This window comes from Brevundimonas sp. UBA5936, assembly GCA_002430835.1.
GTDB lineage: Bacteria > Pseudomonadota > Alphaproteobacteria > Caulobacterales > Caulobacteraceae > Brevundimonas.
Map to the genome: position 1 here is coordinate 1 of DJDA01000044.1, position 20,677 is coordinate 20,677.

The following is a 20,677-nucleotide window of genomic DNA, read 5'->3' on the forward strand; positions in this document are numbered from 1 at the left end:
CCCGGCCGAAGCGCCCGCCGCCGCGCCCAAGGCGGAAGACGCTGCGGCGACGGCGCCCGCAACGGCCCCCGCAACGACCCTGGCCGCCGCCGAGAGAAGCGCCGACTTCCGCCGCACCGATCCGGCCCAGGCTGACCTCAAGCTGATCGAGGAAGGCGCCGAATGGCGCGTGCTGATCCGCGCCGGGGGCGTTCCGAACGGCGGGGCCACGGCGGCGGATTGCGAGCTTCAGGCGCGCGGCGCCCAGGACCGCGACGACGTCATCCACGCCAAGCTGATCCCGTTCGAAGGGGAGCTGAACGAACTGACGGCGGCCGACATCGGCGCCGACGCGCCGGTCGTCACGGTGCGCGTGGGGCCGGAAGGCGCCTTCGTCGAGGACAGCACGGCCGCTAACCGCTTCTGCGGCATGGGCTCTGACATCTCAGGCTTCTACAGCCGCACCCAGACGCCGGACTGACGGCGTATCAGGGGCTAGAGGCCGACGTCCCAGACGCCCGCGTCGCGCATGCGGCATTCGCGGGCTTCTGCGGCGCGGCCGCCCATGTCCTGGGCCATGCCGCGAATGGCGTCGGACACCGTGGTCTTGTGCAGGCCGGGCGTCACCGCATGGATGAAGGCGCACCCCGCCAGGCGCAGCAGCTTGAAGCCGAAACGCGACGAAGCGGCCATATGTTCGAGATAGGTCTCGTCGACCTCACGCGGGTGATCGCGGAACAGGCGGTTGAAAGCGTTCGACATGAAGACAGCCTAGCGTGTTCGCGCCGGTCCCTCTACCCGGCCGCCGCATTCTGGCCTAAACCCGCCGTAGCAACAGGGGGCGCTTCGTCACGCCGCTTCAACCTCGCGTGAGGCCCCTGCCGAGATCTAAAAGGACGACCGATGGCCGACGGCAAGACCACTTCCGCCCAAACTTTCCGCTGGGAAGACCCCTTCGACCTGACGGGCCGTCTGACCGACGAGGAGCGGATGGTGCAGGACGCGGCGCGGTCCTATGCGCGCGAGGCCCTGCTGCCGCGCGTCGTCGTCGCCTTCCGCGACGAGGTGTTTGATCGCGCCATCATGACCGAGATGGGCGAGATGGGCTTCCTAGGCGCCATGCTGCCGGAACAGTACGGCGGTTCCGAAGCGTCGCACGTCGCCTATGGCCTGATCGCCCGCGAGGTCGAGGCGATCGACAGCGGCTATCGTTCGGCCATGTCGGTGCAGTCGTCGCTGGCCATGTACCCGATTTACGCCTTCGGTTCCGAAGAGCAAAAGATGAAGTTTCTGCCCAAGATGGCGGCGGGCGAGCTGGTCGGCTGCTTCGGCCTGACCGAGGCGGACGGCGGGTCGGACCCGGCCTCGATGAAGACCACGGCGGTCGCGGTCGACGGCGGCTATCGTCTGAACGGCGGCAAATACTGGATCACCAACTCGCCGATCGCCGACCTGGCCATCGTCTGGGCCAAGCTTGACGGCGTGATCCGCGGCTTCATCGTCGAGCGCGACTTCGACGGCTTCACCACGGGCAAGATCGGCGACAAGCTCAGCTTGCGCGCCTCGGTGACGGGCGACATCGGCCTGAACGACGTCTTCGTGCCGGAAGCCAACATCCTGCCGGGCGTGCAGGGTCTGCGCGGGCCGTTCTCCTGCCTGAACAAGGCGCGCTTCGGCATCGCCTGGGGCGCCATGGGCGCGGCCGAGTTCTGCTTCCACGCCAGCCGCGACTATGTGGCCGAGCGCACCCTGTTCGGCCGCCCGCTGTCGTCGCGCCAGCTGGTGCAGAAGAAGCTGGCCGACATGCAGACCGAGATCTTCCTCGGCTTCGAGGGCGCCTACGCCCTGGGCCGTCTGCTGGACACGGGCGCCTGGGTTCCCGAGGCCATCAGCCTGATGAAGCGCAACAACTGCGGCAAGGCCCTGGCCGTGGCGCGCGAGGCCCGCGACATGCACGGCGGGGCCGGAATCACCGGCGAGCTGCACGTCATGCGCCACGCCATGAACCTGGAGACGGTCAACACCTATGAGGGCGCGCACGACGTCCACGCCCTGATCCTGGGCCGTGCGATCACGGGCGAAGCCGCCTTCTGAGACAAGCGTTGCAGAAAACGCGCGACGCGACGATCCTTTGCCGTTGTCGCGCGTTTGTCTCGCCTGCGGGGCGGCGATGCTCGCCCGTCTGTCGGCCGAAGGCGGTCGGCGCCTGAAGGAAATCGGAATGACGAAACACAGCCTGCTGGCCGGCGCCGCCCTGGCGATCTTCAGCTTCAGCGGCATGGCTCAGGCTGCGCCCGCGGCCGCGACGGCGACCACCGTCCAGTCGCCCGTGGCGGCCATGCCCTATGACGCCCGACGCGGCGTCTTCACCTTCGCCGCCGGCCTGGAGGACAGCCTGCCCGCCGTGGTTCAGGTGACGACCCTGGGTCAGTCGCGCGGCCCCACCTCGGCGAACAACCCCAAGCCCTCGCAGGGCGGTTCGGGCGTCATTATCGACACGCGCGAAGGCATCATCGTCACCAACCACCACGTCATCGAGAACGGCCAGAAGTTCACGGTCGACCTGATCGACGGGCGGCTGTTCGACGCCACCCTGATCGGCGCGGACAAGGCGACGGACATCGCCGTGCTGAAGATCGACGCCACGGGCCTGTCGCAGGTGGCGACGGTGGATTCCGACACCCTGCGCAGCGGCGACCTGGCCTTCGCGGTCGGCTATCCCCTGGGCCTGGACCAGACCCTGACCATGGGCGTCATCTCAGGCCTGAACCGCTCGGGCATGGGCGACGCCATCGAGGACTACATTCAGACGGACGCGGCGGTGAACTCGGGCAATTCGGGCGGGCCGCTGCTGGACAGCCGGGGGCGCCTGATCGGCATCAACACCGCCATCCTGTCGGGCGGTTTCGGCGGCGGCAACGACGGCATCGCCTTCGCCGTGCCGACGCGCATCATGATGTTCGTGGTCGATCAGTTGCGCGCCACCGGCGAGGTCAAGCGCGGCCGCGTCGGCCTGGGCCTCGGCTCCCTGACGGCCGAGCGTGCGCGCGAGGTCGGGCTGAACATCGTGCGCGGCGCCGTGGTCTATGACGTCGAGCCGGGCTCGGCGGGCGAGAAGGCGGGGCTGAAGCCCGGCGACGTGCTGACGCGCATCCAGGACCGCCCGGTGGCCAACGCCGGTTCGGTCCAGGCCACGGTCGGCATCGCTCGCGCCGGAACCCAGATGCCGGTCGTCTATCTGCGCGACGGCCGTGAGGCCTCGACCCGGTTGACGATCGAGCCGTCCGATCCGGCGCCGGTGCGCGTCGGCGCGCAAGCGGCCATGGCGCGCGGCCTGACGGTGCGCAATCTGGCTTCAGGACGCGGGGCTCAGATCGCCGTGGTCGAGGCCGGGTCTTCCGCCGCCGCCGCCGGCTTCCAGGCCGGTGATGTGGTGGTTCAGGCGAACGGCGCCGAGATCGCCGACATGAAGGATCTGGCCCAGCGGCTTCAGGCGGCGGGCGAGACGGTCGTGCCGGTCATCGTGCTGCGCGACAACGAACGGGTCGAGATCGACCTGCCGGCCTGATCGCGCCATCTGAAGCTCTATGGAATCGCCCGCGTGACCCGGCGTCGCGCGGGCGAAGTCTTGTGCGTCTGGCTGGAAGCGGACAGCAAAACGCCCGCGCTGCCGGGGAGGGGGAGGAGGGGCAGGCGCGGGCGTCGCTTGGAGGAAGCATCGACCCGCCGAAGCCCTTTACGCGGAAAAATCCAGGGGGCTGGGGGGGCTGTTCAGGATCCGGGACTTTTCCGAACTCCGACGGGCCGATGATGCATGTGTGCGCGCCGTTCCGGGCGGGCGAAGGACCGAATGGGGGCGTTTTCGTGTCGTTTCGTATTTTCCCGATCGGTGAAGCTTAGACCTTCGACAGGATCAGGGTGGCGTTGGTGCCGCCGAAGCCGAAGCTGTTGGACATGACGTGCTTCAGTTCGCCGTCGTGGCGCTGACGCAGGATCGGCATCCCCTCGAACTCGGGGTCCAGGTTCTCGATGTGGGCGCTCTCGGCCGCGAAGCCGTGCTTCATCATCAGCAGGCAGTAGATGGCTTCCTGCGCGCCCGCTGCGCCCAGCGAGTGGCCTGTCAGCGACTTGGTCGAGGAGATCATCGGCATGGCGTCGCCGAAGACGTTGCGCACCGCGCCCATCTCCTTCAAGTCGCCGACCGGCGTCGAGGTGCCGTGCGGGTTCAGATAGTCGATCTTCGGGTTGCCGGCCATCTCCAGCGCGATTTTCATGCAGCGCTCGGCGCCCTCGCCCGAGGGGGCCACCATGTCGTAGCCGTCCGAGTTGGCGCCGTAGCCGGTGACTTCGGCGTAGATGGTCGCGCCGCGCGCCACGGCGCGTTCGTACTCTTCCAGCACCACGATGCCTGCGCCGCCGGCGATGACGAAGCCGTCGCGCGTCGTGTCATAGGCGCGGCTAGCCTTGTCCGGGGTGTCGTTGAAGTTGGAGGACATGGCGCCCATGGCGTCGAACATGTTCGACATGGACCAGTCGATGTCCTCGCAGCCGCCCGCGAAGACCACATCCTGCTTGCCCCAGGCGATCTGCTCGGCGGCCGCGCCGATGCAGTGTGCGCTGGTCGCGCAGGCCGAGCTGATCGAATAGTTGATGCCCTTCAGCTCGAACCAGGTGGCCAGCACGGCCGAGGGGCCGGACGCCATGGCCTTGGGCACGGCGAAGGGGCCGACGCGCTTGGGCGAGCCCTTTTCGACCGTGGTGGCCGCCGCCTGCAGGATGACCTGGGTCGAGGGGCCGCCCTCGCCGACGATCAGGCCGATGCGCTCGTTCTTGATTTCGTCGGCGGACAGGCCGCTGTCCTTCAGCGCCTCTTCAAAGGCGATGTGCGCCCAGGCCGTGCCGTTGGCCAGGAAGCGCGCGGCGCGACGGTCGACCAGCGGCGCCCAGTCCTCGGCCGTATGACCCAGGGCGGGCGGCGCCCAGACCTGGGAGCGGAAGCCGTATTTGGCGTGGTCGGCGGCGTGCTGGACGCCCGACTTGGCGTCGCGCAGGGAGGCCGCGACCTGATCCTGGCCGGTGCCGATGGAAGAGACGATGCCCAGTCCGGTGACGACGACACGCCGCATGGTGTTTCCAATCCTACAAAGTCTGCGGACGCCGCGTTGGCCGCGGCTATCCATCAAGTGGGGTCAGGCGGCGTCCGGTTCCACCGGGGCCGCGCCGCCGAACAGGCCGACGCGCATATCGGCGCAAGTATAGATGACCTCGCCGTCGGCCTCGAGCACGCCGTCGGCGATGCCCATGACCAGCTTGCGGTTGATGACACGCTTCAGGTGGACCTTATAGACCACCTTCTTGACGTCCGGCGTCACCTGGCCGGTGAACTTGACCTCGCCGACGCCCAGCGCCCGGCCCTTGCCCGGTCCGCCGATCCAGCCGAGGTAGAAGCCGACCAGCTGCCACATGGCGTCCAGGCCCAGGCAGCCCGGCATGACCGGATCGCCGATGAAGTGGCACTGGAAGAACCAGAGGTCCGGGTTGATGTCGAGTTCCGCCTCGACATAGCCCTTGCCGTAGTCGCCTCCGTCGGCGCTGATGGTCTTGATCCGGTCGAACATCAGCATGGGCGGGGCCGGCAGCTGGGCGTTGCCCGGACCGAACAGCTCGCCCCGGCCCGAGGCCAGCAGGCCTTCGTGATCGAACGACGACGGATATTGCGACTGGCTCAAGGGAAATCGGCTCCGAAAGGTGTTGCTGGCGGGTTACACGACCCAGAGGCCGCGCTCAACCATGCCGTCACTATATGAGATCAGGAGGCGCGACCGGCGCCGGCCGGCCGGGCGGCGTTGCACAGAGCCCGTTCCTGGGTTCCGAAGACGGCGCGTTCGGCGACCCAGCCGCGCAGCTTGCGCGCCCGCACCCGGCACCAGCCGTCCTCGCACTCGTCCAGGGGGATCAGGGCGTTCGGCGACAAAAGGGCGCGGACCGAGGCGGTCTCGGACCGGCCCGTGCGGATCGGCACCGCTTCGTCCGAGCGGTTGAAGACGCTGCGGCGGCCCGAGGCGACGGTGCGGTGGATCCAGGCGACGGACCCTTCCGGGTCGCAGATCTTGCGCCATTCGCGCGTCTCGGCGATCACCTGCACCGGCAGGCCCGCGGCGCGATATTCCCACAGGATGCGGTAGTCGAGGCCCGGCCCCTGGCGCGCTCGCACCTGCGACGATTTCAGCGTCACCCAGCGCGGCACCTCCAGCCCCGTCGGGGTCGGGCGGCCGTCGGGCATGGTCGAGCCCGCCGCCAACAGAACGCCGGTCATGAGGACAGCGGCGAGGGCCGCGACGCGAGGCGCCCTTTTGAACCTGACCGCAGCTTTGCTAGACACCGAATATCGACCCGTTCCGAACGGGCGCCGCCCGTGGAAAACCCAGGTCTCCTATGTCTGCTCGCAAGCTTAAGGTCGTATTAACCAGACGCCTGCCTGACGTGGTCGAAACGCGGATGCGCGAACTTTTCGACGCCGAGCTGAACCTGACCGACCGGCCCATGTCGCGCGATGAACTGGCCGCGGCCCTGCAACGGGCTGATGTGCTGGCGCCGACCATCACCGACCATCTGGACGCCGAACTGATCGCAGGCGCAGGCGAACAGCTGAAGATGATCGCCAACTTCGGCGCGGGCGTGGATCACATCGACATCGACGCCGCCGTCGGACGCGGCATCATCGTCACCAATACGCCGGGCGTCCTGACCGAGGACACGGCCGATCTGGGCATGAGCCTGATCCTGGCCGTCAGCCGTCGCATCGTCGAGGGCGCGGGCGTGGTCGAGGCCGGGCGTTTCGAGGGCTGGAGCCCGACCTGGATGTGCGGCCGCAAGCTGTGGGGCAAGCGTCTGGGCATCGTCGGCATGGGCCGTATCGGTCAGGCCCTGGCCCGCCGCGCCAAGGCCTTCGGCATGCAGGTCCACTATCACAACCGCAAGCCCGTCCCCGACATGATCGCCGAGGAGCTGGGCGCCACCTGGTGGGACGATCTGGACCAGATGCTGGCGCGGATGGACGTCATCTCGCTGAACTGCCCGGCGACGAAGGAGACGCACCATCTTCTGTCGGCCGAGCGTCTGGCCCGGCTTCAGCCGCACGCCATCGTGGTCAACACCGCGCGCGGCGAACTGATCGACGAGGCCGCCCTGGTCGAGGCGCTGGACCGCCGCGCCCTGTTCGGCGTCGGCCTGGATGTGTTCGAGAACGAGCCGAAGGTGCATCCCGGCCTGATCGGCCGCCCGAACGTGGTGCTGCTGCCTCACCTCGGCTCGGCCACGATCGAGGCGCGTCAGGATATGGGCGACCGGGTGATCGCCAACATCATGACCTATCAGAACGGCCACCGTCCGCCGGATCGCGTCAGTCCAGCGATGCTGTAGAGCGAAACTCAGATCTTCGCTCCAGAACAATGAGTCTAGGCGTGAGCTGACCCGCAGACGGGGCAGGCCGGATCGGCGGCGATCTTCACGACGCGGCTGCTTCCGGCCAGGCCGTCGTACAGCATCAGGCGGCCGGTCAGCGGCTCGCCCGCGCCGGTGATCAGCTTGATCGCCTCCAGCGCCGCCATGGCGCCGATGACGCCGGCCAGGGCGCCCACCACGCCGACGCGGGCGCAGGTCTCGGCGTCGGGCGGAATCTCGGGCACCAGGCACTGGTAGCAGGGCGGCCCTTCGAACACCGACACCTGCCCCGACCAGCGGCCCAAGGCGCCGGACACCAGCGGCTTGCCCGCCGCCACGCAGGCGGCGTTAACGGCCAGCCGCGTCTCGAAATCGTCGGTGCCGTCCAGCGCCAGATCGAAGTCCTGCATCAGGGCGGCCGCGCTGTCCGGGGTGACGCGCTGGTTGAAGGTCTGGACCGTGACGTGCGGGTTCAGGGCGTGGAGGCGTTCGGCGCCCGCCTCGACCTTGGCGCGGCCGGGGTCGTCGGTGGTGAAGGCGATCTGGCGCTGAAGATTGGACAGGGCGACCGTGTCGTCGTCGATCAGCCCCAGCGTCCCCACCCCGGCGGCGGCTAGATAGAGGGCGGCCGGATTGCCCACCCCGCCCATGCCGACGATCAGCACGCTGGCGCGTTTCAGCGCCTGTTGGCCGGGACCGCCGATCTCGGACAGCACCAGTTGGCGGGCGTAGCGCTCGACTTCCTCGTCGGAGAAGCGCACCGGGGCGAGAGGGGCGGAAGGCTGGGTCACGCCGACTGTCTAGCGCAGTCGGACGGATGCGTCAGGCCGGAACGGGCGCGACCCCGACGGCCAGGGCCAGCAGGGTCTCGGCGCGCGCGGGACTGAGCTGGTCCAGGGCCTCGCCGTTCAACAGGCGGGCCGCCTCGGGCGTCAGATCAGCCAGGATCATGGGCCAGTCGCCGAACCGGCGGCCGGAGACGGCCATGTCGGACAACAGGCGCAGGTTTTCATGGCGCGGGTCGATCCGCAGTCGGTCCATTAGGCGGTCGATGTCGGCCCGGCGGCCTTCGATGAGCTGAAGGAACTGGCCGCCGTGGCGCATCAGGGCGCTGGTCAGGCCTTCGCGGCGGTTGTTGCGCTCGGACTCGCCGAGGATCTCCGCCAGGATCAGAAGGCTGGTCGCCGCGCCGCCGACGGCGTCGCTGACATAGATGGCGCGGTGCAGGGGCAAGGGAACTCGAAACGCAAACGCAGCCTCCCCCGCCTCGCGGACGGCGAGATGATGGGGCGGCCGGGGGCGTTCCCCTGTCATGGGCCGATTAAGAATCTCTTATGGTTAAGCTTTGTGCGGGCGGTTGCGACAAAGCCTGATCTTGCGGCGGACGGCGGGCTTCGCCATGTCATTCGCCATGAACACGAGCGCCTCGAACTTTCCCGACTGGCACGGCACCACCATTCTGGCGGTGCGCAAGAACGGCCGCACCGTCATCGCCGGCGACGGCCAGGTCTCCATGGGACCGACCATCGTCAAGGGCGCGGCGCGCAAGGTGCGCACCCTGGCGAACGGCAAGGTGCTGGCGGGCTTCGCCGGAGCCACGGCCGACGCCCTGACCCTGATCGAGCGGCTGGAAGCCAAGCTGGAGCAGTACCCGGACCAACTGGCCCGCGCCTGCGTCGAACTGGCCAAGGACTGGCGCACCGACCGCTATCTGCGCCGGCTTGAGGCCATGCTGCTGGTCGCCGACAAGGACACCATTCTGACCGTCACCGGCGTCGGCGACGTGCTGGAGCCGGAATACGGCGTGGCCGCCGTCGGCTCGGGCGGCAACTACGCCCTGGCCGCCGCCCGCGCCCTGATCGACGAGCACACCGAACTGGACGCCGAACAGATCGCCCGCAAGGCCATGAAGATCGCCGCCGACATCTGCGTCTACACCAATGGCAATCTCACCATTGAAAGTCTGTAGGGCGCTATCGCTCGCCGCGCGGCGGCTTGCTGCTTGAGCGCCTGATATGCGTATTTCTGGACCGTCTGAACCATGACTGATCTGTCTCCCCGTGAAATCGTCTCCGAGCTGGACCGCTTCATCGTCGGCCAGGACGACGCCAAGCGCGCCGTGGCTGTGGCCTTGCGCAACCGCTGGCGCCGCAAGCGCGTGCCGGACGACCTGCGCGACGAGGTCACGCCCAAGAACATCCTGATGATCGGCCCGACGGGGGTCGGCAAGACCGAGATCGCCCGGCGTTTGGCGCGTCTGGCCGGCTCGCCCTTCCTCAAGGTCGAGGCGACCAAATTCACCGAGGTCGGCTACGTCGGCCGCGACGTCGATCAGATCATGCGCGATCTGGTCGAGAGCGCCCTGGTCATGGTCCGCGACAAGCGCCGTTCGGGCGTCAAGGCCCGCGCCGAAGGTCAGGCCGAGGAACGCATCCTGGACGCCCTGGTCGGACCGGGTTCCCAGCCCGCGACGCGCGAGGCCTTCCGCAAGAAGCTGCGCGCTGGGGAACTGGACGACAAGGAGATCGAGATCGCCCTGGCCGATACGGCCTCGCCGCTGCAGGGGCTGGACATGCCGGGCGGCGGCGGCAACGTCGGCCTGCTGAACCTGTCGGAGATGCTGGGCAAGATGGGCGGCGGCCGCACCAAGACGGTCAAGCTGACCGTGCGCGACGCCCTGGCGCCCCTCGTCACCGAAGAGAGCGACAAGCTGCTGGATCAGGAAAGCCTGACCAAGGAAGCCCTGCTGCTGGCCGAAAACGAGGGCATCGTCTTCCTGGACGAGATCGACAAGGTGGCCGCGCGTCAGGATCGCGGCGGCGGCGCCGACGTGTCGCGCGAAGGGGTGCAGCGCGACCTGCTGCCTCTGATCGAGGGCACGACCGTTTCGACCAAGTATGGCCCGGTGAAGACCGACCATGTGCTGTTCATCGCCTCGGGCGCCTTCCATGTCGCCAAGCCGTCGGACCTGCTGCCGGAACTTCAGGGCCGCCTGCCGATCCGGGTCGAGCTGAAGGCCCTGACCCGCGACGACTTCAAGCGCATCCTGACCGAGCCGGAGGCCAATCTGATCCGTCAGAACCAGGCCCTGCTGGCGACCGAAGGGGTCGAACTGGTCTTCACCGACGACGCGGTCGAGGCCATGGCCGACGTCGCCGTGGCCGCCAACTCCACTGTCGAGAACATCGGCGCGCGCCGTCTTCAGACGGTGATGGAGCGCGTGCTGGAGGAAACCAGCTTCAAGGCCTCGGACCTGTCGGGCCAGACTCTGACCTTTGACGGCGACAAGGTGCGTGAGAAGGTCGGCGACCTGGCCAAGAACGTCGACCTGAGCCGGTTCATCCTGTGATGGGTTGATCCGCTGTCGCGGCGGTGCGGGGTCAGCCCCGCATCGCCTCCACCGCTTCCACCAACCGCTCCAGTTCCGCAGGGCTCGACAGCCGATGGTCGCCGCCTTCGATCAGGTCGAGGCGCAGGTCGCCGCCGCTCAGGCGTTCGGCCAGCTCGACCTGATGGCGCCACGGCACCACGTCGTCGGCGCGGCCTTGCAGCACATGGATCGGCGCGGTGATGTCGATCCTGCCGTCCAGCAGCAGCCAGTCGCGGGCCTCCTCGAACATGCGCCGGGTCAGGACGTAGGAGCCAAGTCCTTCCTCGGTGATGACCGTTTCGCCTTCGCGCAGGATGGCCTGACGCTCATGATCGGCCAGACCCGGCCACATCAGCTTTTCGGTGAAGTCCTGCGCCGGATTGACCAGCACCACCCCCTTGACCCGCTCCGGTCGGGCCAGCGTCGCCAGCAGCGCCACCCAGCCGCCCATGGACGAGCCGACCGGGATCACCGGGCCGTCCAGACTGTCGATCAGGGCGATGGCGTCCTCACGCCAGCGGCCGATGGTGGCCTGCTTCCAGTCTCCTGAAGACACGCCGTGGGCGAAGTGGTCGTAGCGCACATAGCTCCAGCCGCGCTCGCGGGCGGCGGCGTCCAGCGCCAGCGCCTTGGTTCCCTCCATGTCCGAGCGGAAGCCGCCGATCCAGATGACCGTCGGGCCGGCGCCCTCGACCGCCTTGAAGGCCAGGGTCTCACCGTCGGGGCGTTGCAGCGTCTGGACGTCGGACATGAAAACTCCTCGGACTGTCATTCCTCGCGGAATGGCTTTAGCAGAGACCGGGTCTCTTCACAGGCCGCGAGAGCCCCCGCTTGTCCGCACCCAAAGCCCTCTTCGTCAGCTCCAACCGGATCGGCGACTGCGTCATCTCCTCGGGCGTGATCCGCGAGATCGCGCGCCAGCTGCCGGGGGTTCAGATCACCGTCGCCTGCGGCCGCCCGCCCGCCCCCTTCTTCCGCTCGGCGCCGAACGTCGAGCGCGTCATCATCCTCGACAAGAAGAAGGCCGCCGGACACTGGGTCGATCTGTGGAAGCAGGTGCGCGGGACCAAGTGGGACATGGTCGTCGACATCCGCGGCTCGGCCCTGGCCTATCTGATCCCGGCCAGGCGGCGCATCGTCTACAACCGTCGCTGGGAGACGGGCCTGCGCAAGGTCGAGATGGTGTCGCGCCTGATGGGTTCGCCGACGCCGCTGGACCCGGAAATCTACCTCGACGATCAGGCCCGCGCTGAGGCGGCCGCCGTCATCGACCCGCAACTGGCAGGCGGCGCCGGTCCCGGCCCGATCATCGCTTTGGCGCCCATCGCGCACCAGCCGGGCAAGTCCTGGCCCGCCGACCGTTGGGGCGCTCTGGTCGAGAAGCTGAAGGCCGAGCCGCGCTTCGACGGCTGGCGTTTCATGCCCGTCGGCGGCCCTGGCGACCGGCCGCCCGCGACCCCGGCGCTGGAGGCGGCGGGACCGCGCGCCATCGACTGCGTGGGCAAGGGCGACATCCTGTGCTCGGCCGCCGCCATCGACCGGGCGACCCTGTTTGTCGGCAACGACAGCGGCCTGATGCACGTCTCGGCGGCGCTGGGGCGGCCGACGCTGGGGCTGTTCGGCCCGACCGAGTGGTGGCTCTATGGGCCGTGGGGGCCGAAGACGCGCACCGCGGCGTCCAATGAGACGCGCGGCCAATTCGCCCCGATCGAGGATCTGAGCGTCGATCATGTCTTCGATGCGGTGCTGGACCTGCACGACGCCTATGTCGCTGAAGGGGCCGCAAAGGCCTGAAGGCCCGAAATCCCTTGAAATAGCGGCCTTGCGTCGCCATATTCCGGCCGCTTGGAACGCAGCGGCAGCCTTGCGCGCTGAATCCTCGCAACCAGTTTCGCCTATCTTCTGATCACATAAGGAAACGACGCCCATTCGCCGTCCCATGCAAGCGCCGCCCGTAAAGGACGGGCCGCCCATCAACCAGGATATCCGCGCCGCCCGCGTTCTGCTCATCGACCAGAACGGGGAAAAACAGGGCGTCATGCCGCTGTCGGCTGCGCTGGAGGCCGCCGAGGAGGCGGGCCTGGACCTGGTTCAGATCGTCGCCAACGCCGAAACGCCGGTGTGCAAGATTCTGGACTACGGCAAGCATCGTTTCCAGGAACAGAAGAAGAAGGCCGAGGCGCGCAAGCGTCAGAAGGTCGTCGAGCTGAAGGAAATCAAGCTTCGGCCGAACATCGACACGCACGACTACGACGTGAAGGCCAAGGCCATGCACCGCTTCTTCGACGACGGTGACAAGGTCAAGGTGACCATCCGCTTCCGGGGCCGCGAAATGGCCCACCCCGAACTGGGCATGAAGCTGATGAACAAGGTCCAGGCCGATTTCGAGGAAGAGGCCAAGGTCGAGTTCGCGCCCAAGATGGAAGGCCGCCAGATGATCATGATCCTGGCGCCCCGCTGATCGCGGACTTGAACTGAAGACGTTGAAGACGCCCCGGCCGCATGGCTGGGGCGTCTTACTATCCGGCGAGACGAGAACGAATGACGGCGCAGATGACAAAGGCTTCCGGCGCGGGGACGCCGACCCTGGCGGTGCTGTTCGCCGTGGTCTTCATCAATCTGGTCGGGTTCGGCCTGGTGGTGCCGCTACTGCCCTTCTTCGCCCAGAGCCTTCAGGCTGAGCCGTGGCAGATCACCCTGATGTTCTCGGCCTATTCTCTGGGCCAGTTCTTCGCCGAGCCCTTCTGGGGGCGGCTGTCGGATCGGATCGGGCGTAAGCCGGTGCTGCTGATCACCCTGGGCGCCAACGCCGTGGGCTATCTGTTGCTGGCCTTCGCGCCCAACATCTGGGCGGCGATCCTGGTGCGGATGTTCACCGGGCTGGGCGCGGGTAATATCTCGACGGTCCAGGGCTATATCGCCGACGTCACACCGCCCGAGCGCCGGGCCGGGCGCATGGGGCTGATCGGCGCCGCCTTCGGCCTGGGCTTCATCGTCGGGCCGGGCATGGGCGGCCTGCTGGCTCAGCCGCAGATGGGTCATGTCGGCTATCAGCTGCCGATCTTCGCGGCCTCGGGCGCGGCGGTGCTGGCGGCGCTGGGGGTGATGTTCTTCCTGCGCGAGAGCCGGGCCAAGGCCGATCCGGCGGCGCCGCGTCCGGCCTTCCTGTCGGGGATTCAGTTCGCCCGCACGGACGAGGTGGTGTCGCGCGTCCTGGTGGTCAGCCTGATCTATCTGGCGGGTTTCTCGGCGATGGAGGCCGCCTTCGGCCTGTGGGCCGAGCATCGCTACGCCTGGACGGCGCGCGAGGTGGGGCTCAGCTTCATGATCGTGGGTCTGGTCTCGGCCGTGAACCAGGGGCTGCTGGCTGGTCGGCTGGCGCGGCGCTTCGGCGAGGCGCGGGTGCTGGCGGCGGGCATGCTGCTGTTCGGGACGTCGCTTATCTTGCAGGTGGTCGCGCCGCCGGCCTGGTTCCCCGCGACGCAGATCGACCTGGGGCTGTTCGTCATTCCGGTGTCGGCCGGGTGGATCATTCCCATCGTCATGGGGATCGGCGCTTGTGGCATGTCGCTGGCCATGCCCAACATCTCGGCCCTGATCAGCCGTTCGTCCCCGCCGGATCGGCAGGGGGCCATGCTGGGGCTGAACATGGCGGCGGGGTCGATGGCGCGCATCGTCGGCCCCATGGTCGCGGGCATCCTCTATTCCGCCGTGGGGCCGGACTGGCCCTTCCTGGTCGGAGCGGTGCTGACGGTTCCGGCGGCGATGATGGCGATCAACGCCGGGCGCGCCGCGCGCCGTCGGGCGGCCCAGGTCTGAGCCCGTTCATGCGGACTCTTCTTGCCTCCGGCGCCCGTTTGGCGTAGAAGCCGCGCCTTCGCGTACCGGACCGCCGGGCGAACAGGCATGCCTGGGCGGTCTTAAATCGGTCATCTGACCTTGGGGCTCAAGTAGCCCGAAGGGCGGTAGACCCCTCAATAAAGAGAGTGAAAATGCCGAAGCTGAAGACGAAGTCGGGCGCCAAGAAGCGCTTCAAATTCACCGCGACGGGCAAGGTCAAGGCTGGCGTGGCCGGCAAGCGCCACCGCCTGATCAGCCACAACTCGAAGTACATCCGCCAGAACCGCGGCACTTCGGTCATGGCCGACGCCGACGCCAAGAAGATCAAGTCCTACATGCCGTACGCCTGATCGGCGCACGCAGACACGATCTCTCAACCGCATAGAATTTGAACTAAGTCCCTCAAGCAGCGAGGCCCAGCGGGCCGAGCGGTAGGGACTTCCCGAAGGGAAAACCAAAATGGCTCGCGTCACTCGGGGCGTTACGTCCCACGCCAAGCACAAGAAAGTCCTGAAGCAGGCCAAGGGCTTCTACGGCCGCCGCAAGAACACCATCCGCACCGCCAAGGCTGCGGTGGATCGCGCCGGTCAGTACGCCTACCGCGACCGTCGCAACAAGAAGCGCTCGTTCCGCGCCCTGTGGATCCAGCGCATCAACGCCGCGGCTCGCCTGGAAGGCTTCACCTATTCGCAGTTCATGCACGGTCTGGCCAAGGCCGGCATCGAGCTGGACCGCAAGGTTCTGTCGACGATCGCCGCCGACGAAGCCAGCTTTAAGGGCATCGCCGACAAGGTTCGCGCGGCCCTGGCCTAAGCCTTTCTCCCTCACGGGATGAAGCAAAAGCCCTCCGGTTCGCGCCGGGGGGCTTTTTGCTTTCGATCCTAGCGGCTAGACGACCTGCATGACCGATCTCGCTCAACTGGAACTGGACCTTATCAACGCCATCGGCTCGGCCGAGAGCGTGGCGGGTCTGGAGGACATCCGCGTCGCCGCCCTCGGCAAGTCCGGCTCGATCTCGGGCCTGCTGAAAGGCATGGGGGCGCTGAGCCCTGATGAGCGCCGCGAGCGCGGCCCTGTCATCAACGGCCTGCGCGACCGGGTGTCGTCGGCCCTGACCGCCAAGAAGGCCGAGCTGGAAGCCGCCGAACTGGACGCCCGCTTGCTGGCCGAGCGCGTCGATCTGACCCTGCCCAGCCGCCCGCGCCGCAAGGGCGGGGTGCACCCGACCATGCAGGTCATGGACGAGATGATCGCTGTCTTCGCCGACATGGGCTTCTCGGTCGCCGAGGGGCCGGACATCGAGGACGACTTCCACAACTTCACGGCCCTGAACTTCCCGCCCAAGCATCCGGCGCGGGAAATGCACGACACCTTCTTCCTGAAGCCCGACCCGCAAACGGGCGAGCGCAAGGTGCTGCGCACCCACACCAGCCCGGTGCAGGTGCGCACCATGATGTCGCAGAAGCCGCCGATCCGCATCATCGCGCCGGGCCGCACCTTCCGTAAGGATTCCGACGCGACCCACACGCCGATGTTCCACCAGATCGAAGGCCTGGTGATCGACCGCGACATCCACATGGGCCATCTGAAGACGACGCTGGAGACCTTCATCGCCCGCTTCTTCGAGCTGGATGATGTTCACGCCCGTTTCCGCCCGCACCACTTCCCCTTCACCGAGCCCTCGGCCGAGATGGACATCCGCTGCGACCGTTCCGGCGGCAAGCTGACCCTGAACGAGGGCGAGGACTGGCTGGAGATCCTGGGGTGCGGGATGGTGCATCCCAACGTGCTGCGCAATGCGGGCATCGACCCGGACGAGTACCAGGGCTTCGCCTTCGGCATGGGCGTCGACCGCCTGGCCATGCTGAAATACGGCGTGCCTGACCTGCGCCCCATGTTCGAGGCCGATACGCGTTGGTTGGCGCACTACGGCTTCTCCGCCTTCGCCGCGCCGAACCCGGCGTCGGGCCTCAGCTGAATCGAGAGAGACATCCCATGACCGACGCGACCAACACCGCCGCCGCTGAACCGATCGTCCTGGAGCTGCTGGGCCCTGGCCCCGACTATGCGAACAAGACGGTCTGGCTGCCCCAGCTGTTCATGGAGACGGCGCGCGCCGGGTCCATGGTCATCGAGAACCGCCGGTTCGAGAACTGCCTGATCGAGGGACCGGCCGTGCTGCTGCCGCTGGAAGGCTGCAATTTCGACGGCTGCAACATGGGCGACGCCCATGGCGATCCGCGCAACCTGATGCTGAGCCCGCAGGGCCCGCAGCGCGTGACCGGCCCGATCCCGTTCAAGAACTGCCAGTTCATCAACTGCAACTTCCTGGGCGTCGGCTTCACCGGCTCGTCCGCCTTCCTCGACAACATGGCCAAGGCCCTGGCGCAGCCCCAGGACAGTGCGACCCAATGAAGTTCACGCTTTCCTGGCTGAAGGCCCACCTCGACACCGAGGCCGAGGTCGATCAGGTCGCCGAGGCCATGACTATGGCCGGGCTGGAGGTCGAGGAGGTCCACGACCCTATCGCCGCCCTGGCGCCCTTCACCGTGGCCAAGATCATCTCGGCCGAGCGTCATCCGAACGCCGACCGCCTGCAGGTCTGCCAGGTCGAGACCGTGGACGGCCTGAAGGAGATCGTCTGCGGCGCCCCGAACGCGCGGGCGGGCCTGACCACCATCTATGCGCCGATCGGCGCCTATGTGCCGGGTCTGGGCGTGACCCTGGTCGAGAAGCCGGTGCGCGGCGTGGTGTCCAACGGCATGCTGTGCTCGGGCGCGGAGCTTGAACTGCCCGACGAGAGCGACGGCATTCTGGAGCTGTCCGACGACCTGCAGGTCGGCCAGCCCGCCGCCGGCGTGTTCGGCGCCGAGCCGGTCATCGACTTCGAGGTGACGCCGAACCGTCCCGACTGGCTGGGCGTGGCGGGCATCGCCCGCGACCTGGCCGCCGCCGGGCTGGGCAAGCTGACGACGCCGGAGATCGTGCCGGTCGCCGGCGCGTTCGACAGCCCCGTCTCGGTGACGCTGGAGGCGCCCGAGCTGTGCCCGGTCTTCGCCGGCCGCGTGATCCGGGGCGTGCAGAACGGCCCGTCGCCGGAGTGGCTGCAACAGCGGCTGACGGCCATCGGCCTGCGTCCGATCAACCGCCTCGTCGACGTCACCAATCTGATTTCCTACGACCGCGCGCGGCCGTTGCACGTCTATGATCTGGCGAGCCTGTCGGGCGACGGGATCGTGGTGCGCGCTGGTCGCGGCGACGCCGACCAGATGGAAGCCCTGGACGGCAAGTCCTATGCGCCGGGCGCCGCCGACTGCGTCATCGCCGACTCCGGGGGCCAGCGCGCCATCGGCCTGGGCGGCGTCATGGGCGGCGTCTCCACCGGCTGTTCGGACGAGACGGTCGACGTCTTCGTCGAGAGCGCCTGGTTCGACCCCATCGTCACGGCCCAGACGGGCCGCTCGCTGGGCGTCAGCTCCGACGCCCAGTACCGCTTCGCGCGCGGCGTCGACACGGCCTCGGTCGTCCCCGGTCTGGAGCTGGCGACGCAACTGATCCTGGACCTGTGCGGCGGCGAGCCGTCGACGGTCACGGTGGCGGGTGAGGCTCCCGCCGCGCCGGCCGCCTTCGCCTTCGATCCGGCCTATGTGAAGCGGCTGGCGGGCATGGACCTGGGCGAGGACCGGATCTTCGAGATCCTGTTCGCCCTGGGCTTCACCGTCATGCGCGGCTCGCCCTGGTCGGTGACGCCGCCGTCCTGGCGTCGCGACGTCGAGGGCCCGGCCGATCTGGTCGAGGAGGTCGCCCGCATCGAGGGCTACGCCGCCCTGCCCGATGCGCCCCTGCCGCCGGTCGCCCCGGCCCCCGGCGGAGTGCTGAGCCCGCGTCAGGCGCGCGTGCGCACGGCCCGTCGCGCTTTGGCGGCCCTGGGCTATGCCGAGGCCGTCACCTGGTCCTTCACCAAACAGTCGATCGCCGCCCTGTTCGGCGGCGGGGACGAGCGTCTGGTGCTGGAGAACCCCATTGCGGCCGATCTGGACTGCATGCGGCCCTCGGCCCTGCCGAATCTGATCCAGGCGGCGGCGCGCAACGCCGCGCGCGGCCACGCCGACGTCGCCCTGTTCGAGATCGGCCCCATCTATCTGGACGATCAGCCGAACGGCCAGCGCACCGTCATCGCGGGCCTGGTGGCGCCGCACGCCGACCGTCATTGGGGCGGGGCGGGGGAAGATCCCTTGTTCGCGCTGAAGGGCGACCTGATGGCCGTGCTGGAAGACATCGGCGCGCCGGTCGCCTCCCTGCAACTGGCGCAAGGGTCGAACCGCGACTGGTGGCACCCCGGCCGCTCGGCCCGGCTGCAGCTGGGGCCCAAGAACGTCATCGTCGAGTTCGGCGCCCTGCATCCGCGCGTGCTGAAGGCCCTGGACGCCGACGGTCCCATGCTGGCCTTCGAGATCGTGCTCGATTCCGTACCTGAACCGCGGGGCAAGGCGGGCAAGGCGCGCGGTGCGGCGGACCTGCCGAACCTGATGCCGCTGACCCGCGACTTCGCCTTCCTGATGGACGAGGCCAAGGCCGTGGGCGACCTGACCCGCGCCGTGGCGGGCGCCGACAAGGCCCTGATCGCCGATGTGCGCGTCTTCGACGTCTATCGCGGCCAGGGCGTGCCCGAGGGCCAGAAGTCGGTCGCCATCGAGGTCGAGGTCCAGCCCCGCGCCGCCACCCTGGGCGAGGCCGAGATCGAAGCCCTGACAGCTAAGATCAAGGCCGCCGCCGCCAAGGCGGGCGGAACCCTGCGCGCCTGAAGACAGAAAAATCCGGCGGCCTGAGACACGGGCCGCCGGAACTTCTGCGGTCAAGCAATCTTCGGTTAACCTTAAAGCCCCAAGGCTGCCGTAAAAGGCACGGACGGTAGGCCAAGCCCGCGACGACGGGCGGACCGTCCTTAGCCGGGAGCCTCGACCATGCACCGCCGCCAACTGATCCGCACCAGCCTCGGCCTCGCCGCCGCCGGCGCCCTGCCCGCCGGTCTCGGCGCCTGCGCCAGCCGCCCGCCCGCCGATCCCAACTATCCGATCGCGTCCGATCAGCGGGCCCAGGCCTACACCTTTGACGAACTGGTCACCGCCGGCTCACGGGAACTGGGCATCGCCGCCGAGACCGTGGGCGGCGCCATCGAGCGCATCTTCGCCGAACAGGGCGACCGCCCGACCGCCTATATCGCGGGCGAGGAAGGCGCGGGCGCCGTCGTCGCCGGCCTGCGCTACGGCCGCGGCGCCCTGCACATGAAGGATCTGTCGGCCTCGCAGGAGGTGTTCTGGCAGGGCGCCTCCATCGGTTGGGACTGGGGCGGCAACGCCAGCCGGGTCTTCACCCTGGTCTACGGCCTGTTCCATCCCGACATGCTCTATCGCCGCTATCCCGGCGTCGAGGGCTCGGCCTATCTAGTCGCCGGCCTGGGCGTGAACTATCAGCGCGCGGACGGCATCGTCCTGGCCCCGATCCGCACCGGCGTCGGCGTGCGTCTGGGCGCCAATGTCGGCACCATGAGCTACAGCCGCCAGCGCAACATCCTGCCTTTCTGACCCTCAGAAACAGACGAAACCACTCTTGGTGACGGTCGCCACCTGGCCTGGGCCGCAGGTGGCGATTGCTTTACGCGCCTGAGCCCGCACGCCTGTGGTTTGCTGAGCGGCCGCCGCGAAGGCGCCGAGGCCCACAGCACTGCAAGCCAGTATAACCGCCATATATAGCGGCAAAGTCCGTGACATCTTCATTGCTCGGCGCACCAATTTAAACTCCTAACCTAACGCAGGTCTTCGAGTTCGTCGCCCCTGATGATGGCCTCCAAGCCCTCGCGGTAGGACGGGTAGCGGGGACGCCAGCCCAGTTCGGCCTTGGCGCGGGCGTTGGAGACGCGTTTGGAGTCCAGATAGAAGCGACGCATGGCCTCGCTGACCTCGGGGTCGGTCCAATCGACTTCGGGCGGGTGCGGCAGGCCCAGGCGCTCGGCGGCCCAGGCGGTGACGATGTCGGCGGCGGTCG

Annotated in this window: 22 protein-coding genes and 1 pseudogene; 15 read left to right on the forward strand and 8 right to left on the reverse strand. The window is 68.3% G+C overall.

Features of this window, described 5'->3' with window-relative positions:
- Nucleotides 1–460 (forward strand): hypothetical protein (locus B2Y21_RS04475; RefSeq protein WP_292057383.1); only part of this gene is annotated, 460 nt, incomplete at its 5' end.
- A gap of 14 nt (nucleotides 461–474) precedes the next feature.
- On the opposite strand, the gene B2Y21_RS04480 is transcribed toward B2Y21_RS04475, so the two are convergent.
- Nucleotides 475–741 (reverse strand): DUF6356 family protein, encoded by a 267-nt coding sequence (locus B2Y21_RS04480; protein ID WP_003166451.1) that lies wholly within the window; start codon nucleotides 739–741, stop codon nucleotides 475–477.
- Nucleotides 742–882: 141 nt separating this feature from the next.
- Here B2Y21_RS04480 and B2Y21_RS04485 point away from each other — a divergent pair, with 141 nt between their 5' ends.
- Both B2Y21_RS04485 and B2Y21_RS04490 read left to right on the forward strand, forming a co-directional pair.
- Nucleotides 883–2,073 (forward strand): acyl-CoA dehydrogenase, encoded by a 1,191-nt coding sequence (locus B2Y21_RS04485; RefSeq protein WP_292057385.1) that lies wholly within the window; start codon nucleotides 883–885, stop codon nucleotides 2,071–2,073.
- A 127-nt stretch (nucleotides 2,074–2,200) separates the two neighbouring features.
- Entirely contained in the window at nucleotides 2,201–3,547 is a 1,347-nt protein-coding gene (locus tag B2Y21_RS04490) for a S1C family serine protease (RefSeq protein WP_292057387.1), read from the forward strand.
- A 328-nt stretch (nucleotides 3,548–3,875) separates the two neighbouring features.
- Here the strand turns inward: B2Y21_RS04490 and fabB are convergent, their stop codons facing one another.
- The 3 genes from fabB to B2Y21_RS04505 form a co-directional block, all read right to left on the reverse strand.
- Nucleotides 3,876–5,105 (reverse strand): beta-ketoacyl-ACP synthase I, encoded by a 1,230-nt coding sequence (gene fabB, locus B2Y21_RS04495; RefSeq protein WP_292057389.1) that lies wholly within the window; start codon nucleotides 5,103–5,105, stop codon nucleotides 3,876–3,878.
- A gap of 63 nt (nucleotides 5,106–5,168) precedes the next feature.
- Nucleotides 5,169–5,708 (reverse strand): 3-hydroxyacyl-[acyl-carrier-protein] dehydratase FabA, encoded by a 540-nt coding sequence (gene fabA / locus B2Y21_RS04500; RefSeq protein WP_125899477.1) that lies wholly within the window; start codon nucleotides 5,706–5,708, stop codon nucleotides 5,169–5,171.
- Between the two features lie 80 nt (nucleotides 5,709–5,788).
- Nucleotides 5,789–6,295 carry an SH3 domain-containing protein gene (locus tag B2Y21_RS04505; protein ID WP_292057392.1) on the reverse strand — a complete coding sequence of 169 codons (507 nt, stop codon included), beginning with the start codon at nucleotides 6,293–6,295 and terminating at the stop codon, nucleotides 5,789–5,791.
- A gap of 119 nt (nucleotides 6,296–6,414) precedes the next feature.
- On the opposite strand from B2Y21_RS04505, the gene B2Y21_RS04510 reads away from it, so the two are divergent.
- The gene (locus B2Y21_RS04510) at nucleotides 6,415–7,401 is read left to right on the forward strand and encodes a 2-hydroxyacid dehydrogenase (protein WP_292057394.1); all 987 of its coding nucleotides are present in this window, start codon (nucleotides 6,415–6,417) and stop codon (nucleotides 7,399–7,401) included.
- A gap of 35 nt (nucleotides 7,402–7,436) precedes the next feature.
- Here the strand turns inward: B2Y21_RS04510 and B2Y21_RS04515 are convergent, their stop codons facing one another.
- Both B2Y21_RS04515 and B2Y21_RS04520 read right to left on the reverse strand, forming a co-directional pair.
- Nucleotides 7,437–8,183, reverse strand: coding sequence for a HesA/MoeB/ThiF family protein (locus B2Y21_RS04515; protein WP_292057417.1), 747 nt, complete (start codon nucleotides 8,181–8,183; stop codon nucleotides 7,437–7,439).
- A 61-nt stretch (nucleotides 8,184–8,244) separates the two neighbouring features.
- A complete protein-coding gene (locus B2Y21_RS04520; RefSeq protein WP_200168262.1) occupies nucleotides 8,245–8,655 on the reverse strand; it encodes a BLUF domain-containing protein in 411 nt (136 codons plus the stop codon).
- Between the two features lie 166 nt (nucleotides 8,656–8,821).
- Between B2Y21_RS04520 and hslV the strand changes: the two genes are divergently transcribed.
- Together hslV and hslU are read left to right on the forward strand one after the other, a co-directional pair.
- A complete protein-coding gene (hslV, locus tag B2Y21_RS04525; RefSeq protein WP_292057398.1) occupies nucleotides 8,822–9,391 on the forward strand; it encodes an ATP-dependent protease subunit HslV in 570 nt (189 codons plus the stop codon).
- 72 nt (nucleotides 9,392–9,463) lie between these two features.
- The gene (gene hslU, locus B2Y21_RS04530) at nucleotides 9,464–10,771 is read left to right on the forward strand and encodes an ATP-dependent protease ATPase subunit HslU (protein WP_292057400.1); all 1,308 of its coding nucleotides are present in this window, start codon (nucleotides 9,464–9,466) and stop codon (nucleotides 10,769–10,771) included.
- A gap of 31 nt (nucleotides 10,772–10,802) precedes the next feature.
- Here the strand turns inward: hslU and B2Y21_RS04535 are convergent, their stop codons facing one another.
- A complete protein-coding gene (locus tag B2Y21_RS04535; protein ID WP_292057402.1) occupies nucleotides 10,803–11,543 on the reverse strand; it encodes an alpha/beta fold hydrolase in 741 nt (246 codons plus the stop codon).
- 80 nt (nucleotides 11,544–11,623) lie between these two features.
- On the opposite strand from B2Y21_RS04535, the gene B2Y21_RS04540 reads away from it, so the two are divergent.
- From B2Y21_RS04540 to B2Y21_RS04580, 9 genes are all read left to right on the forward strand, one after another.
- Nucleotides 11,624–12,586: a glycosyltransferase family 9 protein gene (locus B2Y21_RS04540; RefSeq protein WP_292057404.1), complete on the forward strand. Its 963-nt coding sequence runs from the start codon at nucleotides 11,624–11,626 to the stop codon at nucleotides 12,584–12,586.
- Between the two features lie 145 nt (nucleotides 12,587–12,731).
- Nucleotides 12,732–13,253 carry a translation initiation factor IF-3 gene (gene infC / locus B2Y21_RS04545; protein WP_003166438.1) on the forward strand — a complete coding sequence of 174 codons (522 nt, stop codon included), beginning with the start codon at nucleotides 12,732–12,734 and terminating at the stop codon, nucleotides 13,251–13,253.
- 92 nt (nucleotides 13,254–13,345) lie between these two features.
- Entirely contained in the window at nucleotides 13,346–14,611 is a 1,266-nt protein-coding gene (locus B2Y21_RS04550; protein WP_292057406.1) for an MFS transporter, read from the forward strand.
- A 173-nt stretch (nucleotides 14,612–14,784) separates the two neighbouring features.
- Complete coding sequence (rpmI, locus tag B2Y21_RS04555) at nucleotides 14,785–14,982, forward strand: 50S ribosomal protein L35 (RefSeq protein WP_003166435.1); 198 nt, start codon at nucleotides 14,785–14,787, stop codon at nucleotides 14,980–14,982.
- A gap of 109 nt (nucleotides 14,983–15,091) precedes the next feature.
- On the forward strand, nucleotides 15,092–15,445 hold the full coding sequence (gene rplT / locus B2Y21_RS04560; protein ID WP_087141803.1) for a 50S ribosomal protein L20: 354 nt from the start codon (nucleotides 15,092–15,094) through the stop codon (nucleotides 15,443–15,445).
- An 88-nt stretch (nucleotides 15,446–15,533) separates the two neighbouring features.
- On the forward strand, nucleotides 15,534–16,610 hold the full coding sequence (gene pheS / locus B2Y21_RS04565) for a phenylalanine--tRNA ligase subunit alpha (RefSeq protein WP_292057409.1): 1,077 nt from the start codon (nucleotides 15,534–15,536) through the stop codon (nucleotides 16,608–16,610).
- A gap of 17 nt (nucleotides 16,611–16,627) precedes the next feature.
- On the forward strand, nucleotides 16,628–17,047 hold the full coding sequence (locus tag B2Y21_RS04570; RefSeq protein ID WP_292057410.1) for a hypothetical protein: 420 nt from the start codon (nucleotides 16,628–16,630) through the stop codon (nucleotides 17,045–17,047).
- The gene (gene pheT / locus B2Y21_RS04575; protein WP_292057412.1) at nucleotides 17,044–19,437 is read left to right on the forward strand and encodes a phenylalanine--tRNA ligase subunit beta; all 2,394 of its coding nucleotides are present in this window, start codon (nucleotides 17,044–17,046) and stop codon (nucleotides 19,435–19,437) included. The genes B2Y21_RS04570 and pheT overlap by 4 nt, the downstream gene beginning before the upstream one ends.
- Before the next feature lie 159 nt (nucleotides 19,438–19,596).
- Nucleotides 19,597–20,217, forward strand: a complete 621-nt coding sequence (locus B2Y21_RS04580; RefSeq protein ID WP_292057414.1) for a DUF1134 domain-containing protein — start codon at nucleotides 19,597–19,599, stop codon at nucleotides 20,215–20,217.
- Nucleotides 20,218–20,438: 221 nt separating this feature from the next.
- On the opposite strand, the pseudogene B2Y21_RS04585 reads toward B2Y21_RS04580, so the two are convergent.
- A pseudogene (locus B2Y21_RS04585) lies at nucleotides 20,439–20,677 on the reverse strand (hypothetical protein); the annotation flags it as partial.